General features: G+C 67.2%; 20 protein-coding genes. 11 read left to right on the top strand and 9 right to left on the bottom strand.

Annotated elements, in window-relative coordinates; all coding sequences use genetic code 11:
• Positions 1 to 168: 168 nt before the first annotated feature.
• On the bottom strand, positions 169 to 2,004 hold the full coding sequence (locus VH88_RS02975; RefSeq protein ID WP_045809935.1) for a cation:proton antiporter: 1,836 nt from the start codon (positions 2,002 to 2,004) through the stop codon (positions 169 to 171).
• Between the two features lie 156 nt (positions 2,005 to 2,160).
• Between VH88_RS02975 and VH88_RS02970 the strand changes: the two genes are divergently transcribed.
• On the top strand, positions 2,161 to 4,284 hold the full coding sequence (locus VH88_RS02970) for a M13 family metallopeptidase (RefSeq protein WP_045809934.1): 2,124 nt from the start codon (positions 2,161 to 2,163) through the stop codon (positions 4,282 to 4,284).
• A 364-nt stretch (positions 4,285 to 4,648) separates the two neighbouring features.
• Here VH88_RS02970 and hisS read toward each other — a convergent pair whose 3' ends face one another.
• Positions 4,649 to 6,139: a histidine--tRNA ligase gene (gene hisS / locus VH88_RS02965; protein WP_045809933.1), complete on the bottom strand. Its 1,491-nt coding sequence runs from the start codon at positions 6,137 to 6,139 to the stop codon at positions 4,649 to 4,651.
• A 152-nt stretch (positions 6,140 to 6,291) separates the two neighbouring features.
• On the opposite strand from hisS, the gene VH88_RS02960 reads away from it, so the two are divergent.
• Entirely contained in the window at positions 6,292 to 6,498 is a 207-nt protein-coding gene (locus VH88_RS02960; protein ID WP_045809932.1) for a hypothetical protein, read from the top strand.
• On the top strand, positions 6,498 to 7,079 hold the full coding sequence (locus VH88_RS02955; RefSeq protein WP_045809931.1) for a ClpP family protease: 582 nt from the start codon (positions 6,498 to 6,500) through the stop codon (positions 7,077 to 7,079). The genes VH88_RS02960 and VH88_RS02955 overlap by 1 nt, the downstream gene beginning before the upstream one ends.
• Before the next feature lie 13 nt (positions 7,080 to 7,092).
• Here VH88_RS02955 and hslV read toward each other — a convergent pair whose 3' ends face one another.
• A complete protein-coding gene (hslV, locus tag VH88_RS02950) occupies positions 7,093 to 7,653 on the bottom strand; it encodes an ATP-dependent protease subunit HslV (RefSeq protein ID WP_017504950.1) in 561 nt (186 codons plus the stop codon).
• A 68-nt stretch (positions 7,654 to 7,721) separates the two neighbouring features.
• Here hslV and VH88_RS02945 point away from each other — a divergent pair, with 68 nt between their 5' ends.
• Both VH88_RS02945 and VH88_RS02940 read left to right on the top strand, forming a co-directional pair.
• Entirely contained in the window at positions 7,722 to 8,189 is a 468-nt protein-coding gene (locus VH88_RS02945; RefSeq protein WP_369796248.1) for a BLUF domain-containing protein, read from the top strand.
• A gap of 54 nt (positions 8,190 to 8,243) precedes the next feature.
• Positions 8,244 to 8,981 (top strand): molybdopterin-synthase adenylyltransferase MoeB, encoded by a 738-nt coding sequence (locus tag VH88_RS02940; protein ID WP_045809930.1) that lies wholly within the window; start codon positions 8,244 to 8,246, stop codon positions 8,979 to 8,981.
• Positions 8,982 to 8,984: 3 nt separating this feature from the next.
• Here VH88_RS02940 and VH88_RS02935 read toward each other — a convergent pair whose 3' ends face one another.
• Positions 8,985 to 9,251 carry a hypothetical protein gene (locus tag VH88_RS02935; protein ID WP_045809929.1) on the bottom strand — a complete coding sequence of 89 codons (267 nt, stop codon included), beginning with the start codon at positions 9,249 to 9,251 and terminating at the stop codon, positions 8,985 to 8,987.
• 119 nt (positions 9,252 to 9,370) lie between these two features.
• On the opposite strand from VH88_RS02935, the gene VH88_RS02930 reads away from it, so the two are divergent.
• Positions 9,371 to 10,579: a DUF6880 family protein gene (locus tag VH88_RS02930; protein ID WP_045809928.1), complete on the top strand. Its 1,209-nt coding sequence runs from the start codon at positions 9,371 to 9,373 to the stop codon at positions 10,577 to 10,579.
• A gap of 12 nt (positions 10,580 to 10,591) precedes the next feature.
• Here the strand turns inward: VH88_RS02930 and VH88_RS02925 are convergent, their stop codons facing one another.
• Complete coding sequence (locus VH88_RS02925) at positions 10,592 to 11,578, bottom strand: D-glycerate dehydrogenase (RefSeq protein ID WP_026108384.1); 987 nt, start codon at positions 11,576 to 11,578, stop codon at positions 10,592 to 10,594.
• A 67-nt stretch (positions 11,579 to 11,645) separates the two neighbouring features.
• Between VH88_RS02925 and VH88_RS02920 the strand changes: the two genes are divergently transcribed.
• The 4 genes from VH88_RS02920 (at position 11,646) to VH88_RS02905 (ending at position 15,480) form a co-directional block, all read left to right on the top strand.
• Positions 11,646 to 12,218, top strand: a complete 573-nt coding sequence (locus tag VH88_RS02920; protein ID WP_231576569.1) for an SH3 domain-containing protein — start codon at positions 11,646 to 11,648, stop codon at positions 12,216 to 12,218.
• Between the two features lie 69 nt (positions 12,219 to 12,287).
• Positions 12,288 to 12,821 carry a 3-hydroxyacyl-[acyl-carrier-protein] dehydratase FabA gene (fabA, locus tag VH88_RS02915; protein ID WP_045809927.1) on the top strand — a complete coding sequence of 178 codons (534 nt, stop codon included), beginning with the start codon at positions 12,288 to 12,290 and terminating at the stop codon, positions 12,819 to 12,821.
• Positions 12,822 to 12,887: 66 nt separating this feature from the next.
• Positions 12,888 to 14,105 carry a beta-ketoacyl-ACP synthase I gene (gene fabB / locus VH88_RS02910; RefSeq protein WP_017504958.1) on the top strand — a complete coding sequence of 406 codons (1,218 nt, stop codon included), beginning with the start codon at positions 12,888 to 12,890 and terminating at the stop codon, positions 14,103 to 14,105.
• A 331-nt stretch (positions 14,106 to 14,436) separates the two neighbouring features.
• Positions 14,437 to 15,480, top strand: a complete 1,044-nt coding sequence (locus VH88_RS02905; protein WP_045809926.1) for an aspartate-semialdehyde dehydrogenase — start codon at positions 14,437 to 14,439, stop codon at positions 15,478 to 15,480.
• A gap of 18 nt (positions 15,481 to 15,498) precedes the next feature.
• Here VH88_RS02905 and truA read toward each other — a convergent pair whose 3' ends face one another.
• Complete coding sequence (truA, locus tag VH88_RS02900; protein WP_045809925.1) at positions 15,499 to 16,242, bottom strand: tRNA pseudouridine(38-40) synthase TruA; 744 nt, start codon at positions 16,240 to 16,242, stop codon at positions 15,499 to 15,501.
• A gap of 12 nt (positions 16,243 to 16,254) precedes the next feature.
• On the opposite strand from truA, the gene VH88_RS16215 reads away from it, so the two are divergent.
• Positions 16,255 to 16,497, top strand: coding sequence for a hypothetical protein (locus tag VH88_RS16215; RefSeq protein WP_045809924.1), 243 nt, complete (start codon positions 16,255 to 16,257; stop codon positions 16,495 to 16,497).
• On the opposite strand, the gene fmt is transcribed toward VH88_RS16215, so the two are convergent.
• The 3 genes from fmt to def are packed head-to-tail and all read right to left on the bottom strand — an operon-like array spanning position 16,489 to position 18,293.
• Positions 16,489 to 17,412 carry a methionyl-tRNA formyltransferase gene (gene fmt / locus VH88_RS02890; RefSeq protein ID WP_045809923.1) on the bottom strand — a complete coding sequence of 308 codons (924 nt, stop codon included), beginning with the start codon at positions 17,410 to 17,412 and terminating at the stop codon, positions 16,489 to 16,491. The genes VH88_RS16215 and fmt overlap by 9 nt on opposite strands.
• 27 nt (positions 17,413 to 17,439) lie before the next feature.
• Positions 17,440 to 17,718 (bottom strand): hypothetical protein, encoded by a 279-nt coding sequence (locus VH88_RS02885; RefSeq protein ID WP_017504962.1) that lies wholly within the window; start codon positions 17,716 to 17,718, stop codon positions 17,440 to 17,442.
• Positions 17,718 to 18,293 carry a peptide deformylase gene (gene def, locus VH88_RS02880; protein WP_039243916.1) on the bottom strand — a complete coding sequence of 192 codons (576 nt, stop codon included), beginning with the start codon at positions 18,291 to 18,293 and terminating at the stop codon, positions 17,718 to 17,720. The genes VH88_RS02885 and def overlap by 1 nt, the downstream gene beginning before the upstream one ends.
• Positions 18,294 to 18,304 lie beyond the last annotated feature (11 nt).

Here is an 18,304-nt window from a genome sequence, read left to right as displayed (position 1 = left end):
TTCGGCCTCTGGTCGGGGCGGGCCCGGCAGCGACCTCGAATGAATGTCTGAGCCCTTGGATCGAACCGAAAGGGCGCTTCTGCTCCGCAGATGCAGTCATGGAGAGGCGCGCTTGCATCACGGAACCATGACGAAAATGGGTCCGGCGACCGTCTGTAAGGGGCTTCCTTACTCCGGCGCGGGGTCGACCCGCGCCGGGCGTAGCGTGCGGCGCAGTGCGCGGCTGGGGCGATTGCGACGCTCGATCGGGATGGCCGACTGGAAGGCCTTGCGGAACTGGTCGCGACGTTCGTGGACCGAGGCGAGCACTAGGCCCATGGGCACGCCCAGATCGACCAGGGTGTTTTCGGCAAGCTGCAGACTGGCCTCGGTCGTCTCCGGCACGGCGTCGGTGACGCCCAGTCCATACAGCCGAATGGCGTGCTGATCGTCGCGAGCGCGCGCGATCAGGATCAGGTCGTCGCGCATCGACCGCGCCGTGGTGACCACCTCGTCCACTTTCGTCGGCGCGTCCATGGTGACGATCAGGGCGCGGGTGGACTGGACGCCGCAGTGCTGGAGCATCTCGCGCCGCCCCGCATCGCCATAGAAGACATCGAATCCGTCACGTCGACCCGCAGCGACGGCGCCCGCATCGGTGTCCAGGGCGATGAAGGGCTGATCGTGCGCCTTCAGCATTTCCCCGATCAACCGGCCGACGCGCCCGAAGCCGACGATGATGACCGCGCCGCCGGCCGTCTCCAGCTTTGGAAGCTCGACGGGATGGCCTGCCGCTGCCGACTTGCGCGCCAGCTTCTGACCCAGCAGGGCGAGCAGGGGGATCGAAAAGATGCTGACGGTCGCCGACAGGGCCACGGTGTTGGTCAGCTGCGGCGGCGCGAGGCCTTCGACCAGGCCGGTGGCGAAGACCACGAAAGCGAACTCGCCCGCCGGCGCCAGAACGAGCGCCGTCTCCAGCGCCGGGCGGGCGCCCAGGCCCCAGAAACGGGCGAGGCTGAAGATCACGCCGGTCTTCACGACCGTCAGAGCCAGGGCCAGGCCGAAGACGCCGACCGGATCGGCGGCGATGGCGTCCAGGTCCAGACCCAGGCCGACGCCGACGAAGAAGACGCCCAGCAGAAGCCCCTTGAACGGTTCGATGGAAACCTCGACCTCGCGCCGGAACTCGGTCTCGGCCAGCAGCACGCCGGCGACAAGCGCGCCGATACTCATCGACAGGCCGCTGGCCTGGGCGGCGAGACCGGCCCCGACCACCACCAGCAGGGAGGCGGCGACGAACAGTTCGCCGCCCTGGTCGGCCTTGCGCGCCTTCGCCACCGACCGGAACATCGGCCGCAGAACCACGCGCCCCAGCAGCACCATCAGACCCAGACCGATGGCGGCCGGAACCAGGGTGAACAGGGCGCGCCCCAGAACGGCGGGATCCAGCGCGCCGCCCTGCTGGGCCAGCGCCGCCAGGACGGTGACGGTGATCAGGATCGGCGCGACCGACAGATCCTGGGCCAGCAGGATGGCGAAGGTGGAACGGCCGACCGTTCCCTTCAGCCGCCCGCGCTCGGCCAGCACGGGCATTACCACGGCCGTCGAGGACAGGGCGAGGCCCATGCCCAGCACCACGGCGCTGGCCAGGGTCTGGCCCATCAGCATGAAGCCGCCCGCGAGCACGGCGGTGCAGACGACGACCTGCATCAGTCCCAGGCCGAACACGAGCCGACGCATGGCGCGCAGCCGCTCCCATGACAGCTCCAGACCGATCATGAACAACAGGAAGGCGACGCCCAGTTCCGACAGCTGCGCCAGCTGGCCCGGATCGCCGATGGTCAGCCACGACAGCCAGGGCAGGCTTTGCGCAAATCGCCCCAGGCCGTCCGGCCCCAGCAAAACGCCCGCAGCGAGGAAGCCCAGAACGGGGCTGACCTTCAGTCGGTTGACCAGGGGCACGATGACGCCGGCGGCCGCCAGGAAGACCACCAGATCCTTATAGTCGCCGCCCTGACCGTGCATCCGCCCTCCTCGTGTCGGCGTATCTGACCTCGATACCCGCGCCGTGGCGAGAGGTCGCATCGGAATCATGAACTTTTTTTAAGGCGACACCCCCCCTCGCCGGACTAGGGTCTGCGCCGAACCATCCAGATGCCGGGTGGGAACAGGGACATAGTGATGAAACGTCTGCTAATCGGGGCCGCCGTCGGCGCCCTTCTTCTGCCCGCCAGCTCGGTCCTGGCTCAGGATATCGGTCACGACCACGCCTGCATCGACGACGCCTGCACCCTCGTTTCGCTGTTCTCGGGCGAAGAGACGGCGGCCGGCTGGCAGGGCACAGAGGCCCCCCGCTACGGAACCTGGGGCTTCGACCTGGCCGGCCGCGACACCTCGGTGAAGCCGGGCGACGACTTTTTCCGGTACGCCAACGGCAAGGCGCTGGAAAAGCTGGTCATCCCGTCGGACCGCACCAGCTACGGCTCGTTCGCCCTGCTGCGCGAACTGTCGGACAACCGCATGAAGGAACTGGTGCTGGGCCTGGCCAACCGCACCGACCTGACGCCCGGATCGGACGAGGCCAAGGTCGCCGACGCCTATCGCTCCTACATCGACGAGGCGCGCATCGAGCAGTTGGACGCCCAGCCGCTGCAACCCTATCTGGCCGCGATCCGCGCCGCCGACAGCCATGACAAGATGGCCGTCTATATGGGCCAGACGGCCGGCCGCTTCGGCTCGTCCTTCTTCGGCACCGGCATCACGATCGATTCCAAGCAACCGACCCGCTACGTCGTCTCGACGGGCCAGTCGGGCATCGGCCTGCCGAACCGCGACTATTATCTGGACGCCCGTTTCGCCGACAAGAAAGAGAAGTATCAGGCCTACGTCGGCCGGATGCTGGAGATGATCGGCTGGACCAACCCGACCGAGACCGCCGCCCAGATCGTCGCGCTGGAAACCAAGATCGCCGAGGCCCACTGGACCCCGGTCGAGAACCGCAACCGCGACCGGACCTATAACGAGTTCACCATCGCCAAACTGGCCGAGGACGCGCCGGGCTTCGCCTGGCAGGCCTACTACGATGCGGCCAAGCTGGGCGACGTGCCGCGCCTGATCGTGCGTCAGGATACGGCCATGCCCAAGATCGCGGCCATCTACGCCGAGACGCCGGTCGAACTGCTGCAGGCCTGGCAGGCCTTCCACACCGCCGACGACATGGCGCCGCTGATGTCCAAACGCTTCGCCGACGCCCAATGGGAGTTCCGTTCGCGCGATCTGTCGGGTCAGCCTGAGCAGCGCACCCGCGAAAAGCGCGCCATCTCCTTCGCTGAAGGATCGCTGGGCGAGGCCACGGGCCGTCTCTACGTCGCCCAGTACTTCCCGGCCGAATCCAAGGCCAAGATGGAAGAGCTGGTCGCCAATCTGCGCACCGCCCTGTCGCACCGGATCGACAACCTGACCTGGATGGGGACCGAGACCAAGGCGGCGGCGCAGGAGAAGCTGCGCAAGTTCACCGTCAAGATCGGCTATCCCGACAAGTGGCGCGACTACTCCGGTCTCGACATCCGCGCGAACGACTTGGTCGGCAACGCCGAGCGCCGCGGCCTGTTCGAGTGGAACTATGATCTGGCCCGTCTGAACGAGCCGGTCGACAAGTCGGAGTGGGGCATGACCCCGCAGACCGTCAACGCCTACTACAACTCGGCCAACAACGAGATCGTCTTCCCGGCCGCGATCCTGCAGCCGCCCTTCTTCGATCCGAATGGCGATGCGGCGGTCAACTATGGCGGCATCGGCGGCGTGATCGGTCACGAGATCGGCCACGGCTTCGACGACCAGGGCTCCAAGTCGGACGGCGACGGCGTGCTGCGCAACTGGTGGACGCCGGAAGACAAGGCCAACTTCGAGGCCCTGACCGCGCGTCTGGGCGCGCAATATGCGACCTACGAGCCGATCGCCGGCTATCACATCAACCCTGGCCTGACGATGGGCGAGAACATCGGTGACGCGTCTGGCGTGGCCGTCGGTCTCGAGGCCTATCACCTGTCGCTCAACGGTCAGCCGGCGCCCGTGATCGACGGCACGACCGGCGACCAGCGCTTCTTCTATGGCTGGGCCCAGGTCTGGCAGTCGAAGTACCGCGACGAGGCGCTGAAGCAGCAGGTCGCCACCGACCCGCACTCGGCCGCCCAGTTCCGCGTCATCGGCCCGCTGCGCAACGTCGATGCCTGGTACGACGCCTTCGACGTTCAGCCGGGCACGAAATACTATCTGACGCCCGAGGAACGCGTCCGCCTCTGGTAGGGCGACGCTTGTTCGAGAATGGAAAGGCCGGGGTTCGCCCCGGCCTTTTTCATACCGAGACCGGGCTGCTCGATTTCGACGCCGTATCGAGAATTTGTCGAGCTTTCATAGGCGTTTGTCTGGGCGCCAGACGCGAAAAAGCCCGCTGCGGGGGATACATCGCAGCGGGCTTTCGCGCTCTTTAAAGAGCGGACGTTTCCTCCCCGAAACGCCTTCGAGTGCTGCGCGCTTGAGCAACGCTTGCCCTCGAGTGAGGTCATTTGACGCAAGGGCCGGTCGGTCGTCAACGGCCGCTTTGGCAAGAGTCGAACTTTCTTCGACTTATCACTGATAACTCATTTCAGGGGCGGGTTATTATCGAAGCTTATTCGATAATGGACTTGATGGCGGCGACCAGGCTGTCGCGGGGGACTTTCATCTGGCCGGGGCGTTCGGCCTTCCAGGCGTCGTTGTCCGTGATGCCGGCGGCGGCGGCGCGGCCGGCGTCCAGATCCTTGATCGTGACCTCGCCGGCGGCGATCTCATCGCCGCCCAGGATGACGACGGCCGGGGTGCCGCGCCGGTCTGCGTATTTCATCTGCGCCTTCATGCCGGCGCGACCCAGATAGAGCTCGGCGGCGATCCCGGCGGCGCGCAGTTCGGCGACGGCGGTCAGATAATGGTCCATGTCGTCCTCGGAGAAGACGATGACGACCACGGGCCCGCGCACGGCGTCCTCGGCGCCGCGTCCCGCCGCGCGCAAGGCCGAGGCCAGACGCGAGACGCCGAAGGAGAAGCCGGTCGCCGGCGTGCTCTGGCCGGTGAAGCGGGCGACCAGATCGTCATAGCGGCCGCCGCCGCCGATCGAGCCGAAGCGGACCGGGCGGCCCTTTTCGTCAACCGTGTCGAGCAGCAGCTCGGCTTCGAACACGGCGCCGGTGTAATATTCCAGGCCGCGCACGATGGTCGGATCGAATTTCACGGCGTCCTGACCGACCGACATGGCCGCCAGCGCGCGGTCGATGGCGGCCAGCTCGTTCAGCGCCGCCTCGCCCGCCGCGCCGAGGTCGCCGGAGCGCGCGACGGCGTCCAGGGTCTGCGCCCGCGTCAGGCCAGGCGTGTTCGCGGAGGCCAGGAAGGCCTCGATGGCGGCCGTGACCTTGGCGGGCAGCTGGGCCCCCTTGGTGTAGTCGCCCGAGTCGTCCAGACGTCCTTCGCCCAGCAGTTGGACCACGCCCTCCCAGCCCAGGCGATCGAACTTGTCGATGGCGCGAAGCGCCGTCAGCCGCTGACCGGCCTCGGTCACGCCGCCGGCGTCGAACAGGCCGTCGAACAGCTTGCGGTTCGAAACACGGATCTGGGCCTGGCCAGCGTCCAGACCGGCGGCGCGCAGGCCTTCGCAACCCATGGCGATGATCTCGGCGTCGGCCTCGGGCCGGTCGGAGCCGACGGTGTCGGCGTCGCATTGCCAGAACTCGCGGAAGCGACCGGGACCGGGCTTTTCATTGCGCCAGACGGGACCGTAGGCATAGCGCCGAAAAGGCTTGGGTAGGGTCTCCCAAGTCTGGGCGGCGAACCGGGCCAGGGGCGCGGTGTGGTCGTAGCGCAGGGCCATCCACTCGCCCGGCTCGTCCGACCCGGCGTCGTCCTGAAGCGCGAAGACGCCCTCGTTCGGGCGGTCGGCGTCGGGCAGGAACTTGCCCAGCGCATCGGCATATTCGAAGGCTGGCGTCTCCAGCGGCTCGAAGCCCCAGCGCTCGTAAACCTCGGACACCCTGGCGACGATACGCCGTTCGGCGGTCAGGTCACGGCCGCGCTTGTCGGCGAAGCCGCGCGGGTTGCGGGCGAGGGGGCGGGGAGGCGCGGCGTCGGTCATGGCGCGCGCTTAAGCCAAGGGGCCTTTGATCGCAAATTGTCCCATCGCTTCGGCGCCGGCGTTGTGTCCTCCTGCCTCGCACAATGATTTGTTCCTAAAGGCGAAATCTCGGCTTCGAAGGAACCGCCCGGACAATGTTTCGTTAGTGGCGCATGACGCCCCACGCCCTTCTCGTTCCGCGCACCTGCAACACCTCCGATCGCCGCACGATCCGGTGGTGGGAGTGCGAGCTGATCGACGATGCGGGATCGCGGCGCATGCAGAACCAGGCCTTTTTCTCGATCGGTGAAGCCCGATCCTGGGCGTCGGCCCAGGGCTATCCCGTCAGCGACGACGCCGCCGCTGCGGCCGAGCTTTGATGTCAGAGATGGCGCCGAGCGGCATTCTGACCGCAGAAGCTTTTGATACCCCGCGCATCCTGCTCGCCGGTGCGGTCGATTACGCCATGTACGACCGCTTCCGCCAGCAGATGGCGGAGGCGCCCGACACCGGGCTGACGGTGATCGAACTCTCGACTTTGGGCGGTGATCCCGAGGTGGCGCGCATGATGGGCGAAGACGTGCGCTTTCAAAGCGACATCAATCCGTCCCGCCGGCTGGTCTTTCTGGGCAAGGCGGCGATCTATTCCGCCGGCGCCACCTTCATGAGCTTCTTTGCGGTGAAGAACCGCTATCTGACGCGGGGCGCGCGAGTGATGATCCATGAGCGCAAGATGGACAAGCAACTGCACGTCACGGGGCCGCTGACGACCTGCATCGCCTCGGTTCGCGCCATGCTGAACGAGCTGGAACACTCCATCGCCATCCAGAACGAGGGTTTCGAGAATCTGGTGCGCGGATCGTCGGTCACGATGGAGGAGGTGCTGAAACGCGCCCCCGCCAACTGGTACATCGAGGCCCAGGAGGCCAAGGCGCTGGGCCTGATCGCCGAGGTGATCTGACCCAACCGCCGGATCAGGCCTGGAGCGTTTCCACGGTCAGATTGCCGTTGGTGTAGACGCAGATTTCGGCGGCGATCTTCATGGCCTTGCGCGCGACCTGTTCGGCGTCCAGATCGGTTTCCTCGATCAGGGCGCGGGCGGCTGACAGGGCGTAGTTGCCGCCCGAACCCACGGCGGCGACGCCATACTCCGGCTCCAGCACATCGCCGACGCCCGTCACGGTAAAGATGGACGACTTGTCCGCTACCAGCAGCATCGCTTCCAGCCGGCGCAGATAGCGGTCGGTGCGCCAGTCCTTAGCCAGGTCGACGCAGGCGCGCGCCAGTTGATCCGGATACTGCTCCAGCTTCGCCTCCAGCCGCTCGATCAGGGTGAAGGCGTCGGCCGTGGCGCCGGCGAAGCCGGCTAGCACCTTGCCGCCCGCCAGGGTGCGCACCTTGCGGGCGGCGCCCTTGACGATGGTCGGGCCCATCGAAACCTGGCCGTCGCCGGCGATCACGGTGCGTCCGTTCTTGCGCACCGCCAGAATGGTGGTGCCGTGCCAGTCGGGGAAGTTGGATGCGGTCTGGGTCATGACGATCAGATGGCGCGGCCCGGCGCCGGCATCAAGTCTGTCGCGCCTTGGTGTAACGCTGTCTTATTTTGACCCCAATATTGGCTAGAAGGCGCAATCCGCTTTCGCGGTTCTTTGAAATCGAGGGACAGGTTTTGCTTTATCGCGTCGTTTTCGTGAGTGAAATGATCGGTGGCGCCAACCACACGACCCAATCGCTTGCCGAAATCCTCGGCGCGTCGGAGCGAAACAACCGCCGCGACGAGATCGGCAGCGCCATGCTGTTCCACGAAGGCGAAGCGGCCCAGGTCATCGAAGGCGCCCGTGCGGACGTGGACCGGTTGCTGTCGCGCCTCTGGAACGACCCGCGTCATCGCAACATCCGCGTCCTGGACGATCGGCCCGTCATGCAGCGGCGGATGCGCGAACCCGCACGGCTTTGCGCCCTTAGCGACCGGCAGGCCGCCGAGATTCTGCGCGGACGGCGCCTGAGCGATCTGTCCAGCGCGGGTCTGGAAAAGCTGCTGTCGTGCGAACACGTGCGGCTGGCCGCCTGAGACGACAGGCGGCAGGCCCCTCGCGCCCGAACCCCTGCGGCGCTAGATAGGGCGGTGATCTTTTCTGAAGACGAAGTCGAACGCTATGCGCGCCATCTGGTCCTGTCCGAAGTGGGCGGGCCGGGGCAGCAGGCGCTGAAGCGCGCGCGGGTGCTGATCGTCGGCGCGGGCGGCGTGGGGTCGCCGGCGGCGCTCTATCTGGCGGCGGCGGGCGTCGGGACGCTGGGCCTGATCGACGACGATGTGGTCGGCCTGTCCAACCTGCAACGGCAAATCGCCTTTTCGACGGCGCAGGTCGGCCGGTCGAAGGTCGAGGCGGCGGCGGAACGGCTGGTCGGCCTCAATCCGCATGTCGCGGTCGAAACCTTTGCTGAGCGGATCAGCGCCGAAAATGCGGCGGCTCGGATCGCAGCCTTCGACATCGTTCTGGATGGGACCGACGATTTCCAGACACGGCTTTGGGTCAATGCGGCCTGCGTGGCGGCGGGCAAGCCGCTGGTGTCGGGCGCGCTCGGCCGCTGGAACGGGCAGATCGGGGTGTTTGCGGGCCAGCTCTGCTATCAATGCCTGGTGCCCGAGGTTCCGCCGGATGCCGAAACCTGTGCGCGCGTCGGCGTCGTCGGCGCCCTGACCGGCGTAATCGGATCGATGGCGGCGCTGGAGGTCATCAAGCTGATCACCGGCGCGGGCGAGGCGCTGACCGGACGACTGATGCTCTATGATGGTCTGGCGGGCACGGCGCGGACCGTGCGGGTCGCCGCCGATCCGGAATGCCCGGTCTGCGGCGGCTGACGCTCAGGCGGCCGTCGCGAAACGGATGTCGGCCAAATCCAGGTCAGCCAAATCCAGGCCGTGTAGGGGCGGAGCGAAGCCCAGCGCCGGGTTGCTGAGCACCGTCACCAGACGCTCGCCGCAATAGAGATACAGGGTTTCGAACCCGACCCAGTTGCGGGCGATCCCCTCCAGCGCCTGATTGGCCGCCGTGTCGTTCGCCGCGTCGAGGACGCAGATGTCCCGCACCGGAACGCCGGGCAGGTTGACGATGCAGTAGTAGGAGTCCAACGCACACTTCCTCGATCAGGACGCCGGAAACGAAGCGCGTTTACGACGGTTCCTCCCCTGCCAGCGGTTTTCGACAGCCGTATGTGTTCGGTCCGACAGACTTGTGAAAGGGAGGCCCGATGGCCCGACGTCCCGCCTCGCCCAAACGCCTGAATGCCGCAAATCTCAGCGGCTTGGGGGCTGAGCGTCTGGGCGAACTGCTGATGCAGGCGGCGGATGCGGATGCGATCCTGAAGCGGCGGCTCAGGCTGGTGATGGCGGCCGAGGCCGGGCCGGACCTGCTGGCCCTGGAGATCGACAAGCGATTGACGACCATCGCCGCCAGCCGCGCGCGTGTGTCATGGCGAAAGCGGCCGGACCTGCTGCGCGATCTGGACATCCTGCGGGCTGCGATCGTCGAGGATCTGGGCGAGGCCGCGCCGGCGATCGGGTTGGAGCGATTGATCGGCTGGTTCGACCTGTTTCGCGGCCTGGCGTCTAGGGTCAAGGATCAGAAGGGCGAACTGGCCGACGCGTTCGAAACGGCGGCCCAGGATTTGTGGCGGATCGCTGAAGACGCGGTTCGGACGGATGAAAACACGTTGGATTTGCTGGCGGAGGCGGTGGCGCGGCAACCGCTCGAATACGCTCGGTGGATCGGCGCGGGCGGCGATGATTTGACGGCGGACCTGGCCAAGCGGCTGCTGGATCGTCTCGATACCGCATCCAGCGCGCGCGGCATGCGGACGGTCGTGCGGCGGCTGGCGGATCGGGCGGGCGATCTGGACCTGTGGCTGTCGATGACGACGCCGGAGGAACGAGGCTCGCCGGATTTCGCGGCGGTGATGGCCAAGCGACTGCTGGTGGCTGATCGCATTCCGGAAGCGCGGCAGGCGCTGGAGGCGGCGCTGAAACCGTCGGCAGGCAACCGGCGCTGGACCTTCGGGCGATCGCCGCAGGCCGGACCGCCGGCCCTGACGCCGGCGTGGGAGGCGACCTCGATCGACCTTTTGGAAGCCGAGGGGCGCAAGGACGAGGCGCAGGACCTGCGCTGGGCGATGTTCGAGCGCGACCTGTCCGCGCCGGTGCTGCGGGCCTATCTGGCGCGTCTGCCGGACTTCGACGATGTGGAGGCGCTGGATCGCGCCTTGGCTCACGCCGCGACCTATGCCGCCGTCGACACGGCGCTGGGGTTTCTGATGGACTGGCCCGCACACCGCGAGGCCGCAGCCCTGGTCGAGCGCCGCATACGCGAGGTGCGCGCGCCGCTGCCGCTCAAGGCCGACTGGGCGGCGCGGCTGGCGCAAAAATATCCCGATGCGGCCGAGCGGCTGCTGGCTGCGCCCTAAAGCATCGCCGGCCTAGAGCATCGCCGGTATGACGCGATCCGGCGGGCGGTGGCCGTTCTGGTAGGTCATGACGTTGGCGATGACGCGGTCGCCCATGTCCTGGCGCGCTTCCAGGGTTGCGGACCCCAGGTGGGGCAGAAGGACGACATTGGACTGGCCCAACAGGCCATGATGGATCGCGGGCTCGTTCTCGAACACGTCAAGGCCGACGCCGGACAGGGCGCGCATGGCCACGGCCTGGGCCAAGGCGGCTTCGTCGATCAGTTCTCCGCGCGCGGTGTTGATCAGGATGGCGTGGGGCTGAAGCCGGGCCAGCCGCTCGGCCGACAGCAGATGGTGGGTGTCCTTCGTCGCCGGACAGTTCAGCGAGACGATGTCCATTCGGGCCAGCATCTGGTCCAGGTCGTCCCAGTAGGTCGCGCCCAGCTCTTCCTCGATCAGGGCCGGGACGGGCTTGCGATTGTGATAGTGGACCTGAAGCCCGAAGGCCTTGGCGCGCCGGGCCAGGGCCTGGCCGATCCGGCCCATGCCGACGATGCCCAGCCGCTTGCCCCACAGTTTGCGCCCGCACATCCAGGTCGGGGTCCAGCCCTCGAACCGGCCTTCGGCCACCACCTGGGCGCCTTCGACGATGCGGCGGCTGACGGCCAGGATCAGGCTCATGGCCAGGTCGGCGGTGTCCTCGGTCAGGACGCCGGGCGTGTTGGTCACGATGATGCCGCGCGCCACGGCCGCGTCGACGTCGATATGATCCACCCCGGCGCCGAAGTTGGCGATCATCTTCAACTGCTCGCCCGCGCCATTGATCAGGTCGGCGTCGATGACGTCGGTGATGGTGGGCACCAGAACCTCGGCGCGCTGGACGGCGGCCTGCAATGCGGCGCGGTCCATCGGCTGATCCTTCAGGTTCAGCTCGGCGTCGAACAGCTCGCGCATCCGCGTTTCGACCGCGTCGGGCAGGCGTCTGGTTAATACGACCTTAAGCTTGCGGGGGGACATTCTCGGCCTTGGTTAGCGGGCGGCGATTCAGACGGATCAAAGCCCGCGCGACGGGTCGTTCCAATCAGTGTCTAGCAAAGCCGCCGCCATCTTCCAAAGCCTGCGACGCCGCATCGCCATCGTGGGAGCCGTTCTCGGCCTCGGCGTGATGGCCAGCGCCGGCGCGACCATGCCCGACGGCCGCCCGACGCCCACCGGGCTTGAGGTGCCGCGCTGGATTTCGCTGAAGTCCTCGCACGTCCGCGCGCGCCAGGGGCCGGGCCTGGATTATCCGATCCTGTGGGAATACCGGGCCGCCGGCCTGCCGGTTCAGGTGATCGCCGAGACGACGGAATGGCGCAAGATCTGCGATCCCGGCGGGGCAGTGGCCTGGATCCACCGCACGGTGTCGTCGGGCCGGCGCTATGTCTTCAACACGACCGCCGAGGAAGTGCCGATCCGATCGGGCCGATCCGAGACCGCGTCGGTGCGCGCGCGCCTGTCGCCGCGCGCCCTGGTGATGCTGGACGAATGCGAAGAGGGCTGGTGCAAGGTCCGGGCGCGACGGCTGGAGGGTTTCGTGGCTCAGCGGGCCGTGTTCGGCACCCAGGAGCGGGCGCTGTGCAACGCCAATCGCCCCGCGGGCACGGGTCGCAACTGACCGCACGCTGTTGAGCGAAGCAGCGCGGTCGTGTAACCCGCGCGCAACGTCTCAAGAAACGGAAGCGCCTTGACCCAGTCCCAATATCCTTCGTCCTTCGATCATGAGGCCCTGCTGGCCTCGGGCCGCGGCGAGCTGTTCGGTCCCGGCAACGCCCAGCTGCCCGCCCCGCCGATGCTGATGTTCGACCGCATCACCACGATCAATGCGGACGGCGGAGAGCACGGCAAGGGCTATGTCGAGGCCGAACTCGACATCCATCCCGACCTCTGGTTCTTCCAGTGCCACTTTATCGGCGACCCCGTCATGCCGGGCTGCCTGGGCCTGGACGCCATGTGGCAGCTGGTCGGCTTCTATCTGGGCTGGATCGGCGGCCCCGGCCGCGGCCGCGCCCTGGGCGTCGGCGAGGTCAAGTTCACCGGCCAGGTCACTCCGGACATCAAGAAGGTGGTCTATAAGATCAACCTGAAACGCGTCATCAACCGCAAGCTGGTCATGGGCATCGCCGACGGCGTTCTGGAGGCCGACGGCCAGATTATCTACACCTGCAACGACATGCGGGTCGGCCTGTTCGGCGCCAAGGATGAGGCGGCGGGCGGTTAACGCCCCTATATAACCGCGAACAAGGCGGACGGTCCTCGGACCAGGAAGCATCAAGAAGGAAACACCATGCGTCGTGTCGTCGTCACCGGCCTGGGCATCGTCTCTTCCATCGGCCATGGCGCCGAGGAGGTGACCCAGTCCCTGCGCGAAGCCCGTTCGGGCGTCGTTCATGCCCCCGACCACGCCAAATACGGCTTCCGCAGCCAGGTCTGGGCGCCGCCCAAGATCGGTCCGTGGGAAGAGCTGGTCGACCGTCGCGCCGCGCGTTTCCTGGCCAACGGCACCGCCTGGGGCCACATCGCCTTCGAAGAGGCGCTGAAGTCGTCGGGCATGACGGCGGACGAGATCAAGGATGACCGGATCGGCCTGATCGTCGGCGAGGGCGGCCCCTCGACCCAGGTGATCCTGCAGGCGGCCGCGACCACGGTCGAGAAGGGCGCGCCCAAGCGCATCGGCCCGTTCGCCGTGCCTAAGGCGATGGCGTCGGGCCCGTCGGCTGTGCTGTCGACCTGGTTCCAGATGCGGGGCATCAACTATTCGATCAGCTCGGCCTGCGCGACCAGCGCCCACTGCATCGGCGCCGGGGTCGAACAAATCCAGTGGGGCAAGCAGGACGTGGTCTTCGCCGGCGGCTGCGAGGACATCGACTGGTCCATGTCCAACATGTTCGACGCCATGGGCGCCATGTCGTCGGACTTCAACGACAATCCGTCTGTGGCCTCCAGAGCCTATGACGCGAACCGCGACGGCTTCGTCATCGCCGGCGGCGCCGGCATCGTGGTGCTGGAAGAGTATGAGCGGGCCAAGGCGCGCGGCGCGACCATCTACGCCGAAGTCACCGGCTATGGCGCCAACGCCGACGGTTACGACATGGTCGCCCCCTCGGGCGAGGGCGCCCAGCGCTGCATGAAGATTGCGCTGGAACAGGCCGGCAATCCCAAGATCGACTATCTGAACCCGCACGGCACCTCGACGCCCGTGGGCGACGCCAAGGAGATGGAGGCCGTGCGCGCCGTCTTCGGCGACCAGATGCCGATGATCTCTTCAACCAAGTCGCTGACGGGCCACAGCCTCGGCGCGGCGGGCGCGCAGGAGGCCATCTACTGCCTGCTGATGATGCAGAACGGCTTTGCGGCCGAAAGCGCCCATATCGAAAATCTCGATCCGGCGTTCGAAGGCATGCCGATCCTGCGCCAGCGCCACGACGGCGAACTGACCCACGTCATGTCCAACAGCTTCGGCTTCGGCGGCACCAACGGCACGCTGATCCTGTCGAAGGTCTGAAACTTTAACCCATCATATTCGGGTCAAGCCCAAAGATGATGGGTGGGAGGGCCTAGGGTAGCGGCTTTATTGCGTGTGCAGGGCCGTTCTCCTCCTCTTTGCGTGAATTCTTTCGTCACTGCCCGTTTACACGACCGTTTCTCACCCTTAGAGAACGCCGCCGTGACCAAGCGCCCGATTAAAGCGATGACCTCGAAAACCACCGGCTTCGGCGGGGCGGTTTCGGGTGCGCGCACGGTCTAGCGACAATCCCGATCCCAAGCCCCGCCGATGCGCGGGGCGGTCGATCCGGCTGAACCCCGCGCCTCCACCCTTCCCAGGAGACGCCTGAATGTCCTTTTCCCCGTCCAACCCGCCCCACGTGGGTATCGTCGGCGCCACCGGCCTGGTCGGCGAGATGATGCGGGGCCTGTTGGCCGAGCGGAACTTCCCGCTGGCTTCGCTGCGCCTGTTCGCCTCGGCCCGGTCGGCGGGCAAGACCATCCGCTTCGGCCAGACCGACATCGTGGTCGAGGATGCGGCGACGGCGGACTACGCCGGTCTGGACATCGTCTTCTTCTCGGCGGGCGGCGAGACGTCCAGGGCCCTGGCGCCTAAGGTGGCGGCGGCCGGGGCGGTGGTGATCGACAACTCCTCGGCTTGGCGTTCTGACCCGCAGGTGCCGCTGGTCGTCGCCGAGGTGAACCCCCACGCCCTGGCTGACCTGCCCAAGGGGATCATCGCCAACCCCAACTGCACCACCATGGCCGCCATGCCGGTGCTGAAGCCCCTGCACGACGCGGCTGGGATGAAGCGTCTGACGGTCTCCACCTATCAGGCCGTCTCAGGCGGCGGGATCGAGGGCATCCGCGTGCTGGAGGAGCAGTCGCGCGCGACCGTGGGGCAGGGCGCGGCCCTGGCCCGCGACGGCGGGGCCGTGGACTTCGGCGCGCCCGAGAAGTGGGTCGTGCCGATTGCCGCTAATGTGGTGGCCCTGAACTATACGCTCGGCGAGGACGGCTATACCGACGAGGAGCTGAAGCTGCGCGACGAGAGCCGCAAGATCCTCGAAATCCCCGGCCTGCCCGTCTCGGGCACCTGCGTGCGGGTGCCGGTCTTCACCGGCCATTCTCTGTCGATCAATGTCGAGTTCGAGCGCCCGCTGTCGGCGGCTCACGCGCTGGACCTCTTGGGCCAGGCGCCCGGCGTGGTGGTGACGGCTGTGCCGAATCCGCTGGAAGCGTCGGGTCAGGACCCGGTCTTCGTCGGGCGCGTGCGCCCCGATCCGACCGTCGAGCATGGCCTGGCCCTAGTCGTCTCGAACGACAATCTGAGGAAGGGCGCGGCCCTGAACGCGGTCCAGATCGCCGAGGTGCTGGTTCAGCGGCGCGGCTGATCGGCTCGCAGGCGGGGTTCAGTCGTAGCGCACGCCGGTGAGATAGAGCCCTGCCGAGGGGGCGACGGGGCCGCACCGCGCGCGGTCCTTCGCCTCCAGCGCGGCCTTGACGTCGTGGGCGCTCCAGCGACCCAGCCCCACCTCGACCAGGGTGCCGGCCATGGACCGGACCTGGCGGTGCAGGAAGCTGCGCGCCTGGAAGACCAGATGCACCTCCTCGCCGAACCGGGACACGCGCGCCACGTCCAGCGATTTGACCGGCGATTTGGACTGGCAGCCGACGTCGCGGAAGGTGGTGAAGTCGTGGTGGCCGACCAGGACTTGCGCCGCATGGTGCATGGCCTCGGCGTCCAAGGTCTTCTTGACGTGCCAGACGCGGTCGCGCTCCAGGACGGGCTGGGGGCGGCGGTTCAGGATGCGGTACAGATAGCCCCGGCCAGTCGCCGAGAACCGGGCGTGCCAGTCGGGGTCGGGCGCATATTCAGCCGCCAGGACGCAGACGTCCTGACGCACCAGATGCGCGTTCATGGCGTTCAGCACCGTATCGACGGGCCAGTTCCGCTCCAGATCCGCGTGAATGACCTGGGCCGTCGCATGGACCCCGGTGTCGGTGCGGCCGGCGGCGGCGATGCGAATCCGCTCCCCGGAAAAGGCGTGGATCGCCGCCTCCAGCGCGCCCTGCACTGTCGGCTGGCCGTCCTGGGCTTGGAAGCCGTTGTAGGCCGTGCCGTCGTATTCGATAGTAAGTTTATACCTAGGCACTCAGGACTCCACATGGCCGTAATCGACCAGTTTCAACCGCTAGATCGAGAGCGGGAGCTTAAGCTGCACCCAACTCACGTTGTGGGCCACTATGGCGTGTTCAGGCGCGACGGGCGCTCCTTCTTGCAGATCGATACACTTGGATCAGCAGATAGAGCGAAACCGAACAGCCAGAGCCAGACTTTCCAACTGACTTCAGAAAGCGCAAAGGCGCTTTGGGAAATCCTGGGCCGCGAGTTCAACCTCTCAGCCTAGGCTGGTCTCGACCGGCAAGGGGAAGCCGCGCAGCATCTCCTCGGCCGATTGCGCCGACTTGCCCTCGCGCTGAACGCGGATCAGACGCACCGCGCCGTCGCCGCAGGCCACCGTCAGGGCGTCGTCCAGCACGGTTCCGGGCGCGCCCGATGCGTCCGCCAGACCCGACAGCAGCGCCTTGATCCGCACGGGGCCAGCCTCTGACGGGGCCTCGAACCAGGCGCCCGGGAAGGGCGACAGGCCGCGGATGTGGGCGTCCACCTCGGCGGCGGGGCGGGTCCAGTCGATTCGAGCCTCGGCCGGGGTGATCTTCTTGGCGTAGGTCGGCTCTCCGACCTGTTCCGAGGGGGTGACGCCGCCCCGGTCGATGGCGGCCAGCGCGCGGGGCCACAGGCCCGCGCCGACATGGGCCATCCGTTCGGACAGGCTGGCGGCCGTGTCGTCGGGCAGAATGTCCATCCGTTCGCTGAGCAGGATGGGGCCTTCGTCCAGACCCAGACTCATCTGCATGATCTGGACGCCGGTCTGTTTGTCGCCAGCCATGATGGCGCGCTGGATCGGGGCGGCTCCGCGCCAGCGCGGCAGCAGGGAGCCATGCAGGTTCAGACAGCCCAGGCGTGGCGCCTCCAGCACCTCGGTCTTCAGGATCTGGCCATAGGCGACGACGCAGGCCGCATCGAGATCCAGGCTTCTGAAGGTGTCGATCGCCTCGGCGTCCTTCAGGCTTTCTGGCGTGAAGACGGGCAGGCCCATGGTCTCGGCGAAGGCGTGGACGGGCGACGGCGTCAGCTTCTGGCCCCGGCCCTTGGGGCGTGGCGGCTGCGAATAGACAGCGACGATCTCGTGACCCGAGGCGATCAGCTCGGCCAGGGACGGCACGGCGAAGTCGGGAGTTCCCATGAAGGCAAGGCGCATGGGCACGCCTTTAGAACTTTAGGCGGCTTACTGCCAGCGGGTGAAGACGCCGCCGCCCTCGTCCCACTCGCCGCCCGCGTCCAGGGCGTCGTCGAAATCGAGCAGGCGATCCAGCAGCAGGCCGGCCACGACGCCCAGCAAGGCCACGCCGGCCAGGGTGGCGACGCCGGCGACGCCGACCTTCTGGCTGCGCGTCAGGCGACGACGGCCCGAGGCGTCGATGATCAGCGAGCGGCCGCGCGGGATGGACGGGGCGATCCGGCGCGCAGCGCGTTCGATACGTTCGGGGCGGACGATCTTGGTCATCAGGCGGCGATCCTGTCGCGAGCGGCCTTCTTGACCTTGGTCACGGCGCGGTCTCGCTTGAGACGCGACAGATGGTCGATGAAGAGCACGCCGTTAAGGTGGTCCATCTCGTGCTGGATGCAGACGGCGTAGAGGCCCTCGGCCTCTTCCTCCACCGACTGACCGTCACGGTTCAGATAGCGAATGCGGACGCGGGCCGGGCGTTCCACCTTGTCGAAATACTCGGGGATCGACAGGCAGCCTTCCTCGTAGGTGTAGAGCTCGTCCGAGGTCCACAGGATCTCCGGGTTGGCGAAGAAACGCGGATTCTTGCGCGCCTCGGCGTTCTCGGCCGCCTCTTCCTCGGTCTCGCAGACCACGCCGTCCTTGTCGCCCAGGTCCATGACGATCACGCGGTCCAGGGCGCCGATCTGAACGGCGGCCAGGCCAATGCCCGGCGCGTCGTACATCGTCTCCAGCATGTCATCCATCAGGGCGCGGACGGCGTCGTCCACGGCCGCGACGGGCTTGGATACCTGCTTGAGGATCGCCAGGTCGGCGGCGTTGTCGATGGTGAGGATGCGTCGAATGGCCATGGCCGGGACGT

The sequence above is a fragment of the Brevundimonas sp. KM4 genome, from assembly GCF_000964075.1.
GTDB lineage: Bacteria > Pseudomonadota > Alphaproteobacteria > Caulobacterales > Caulobacteraceae > Brevundimonas > Brevundimonas huaxiensis.
Note: the sequence above shows the minus strand (reverse complement) of the source record. Positions and strands in the feature narration are given on the sequence as shown.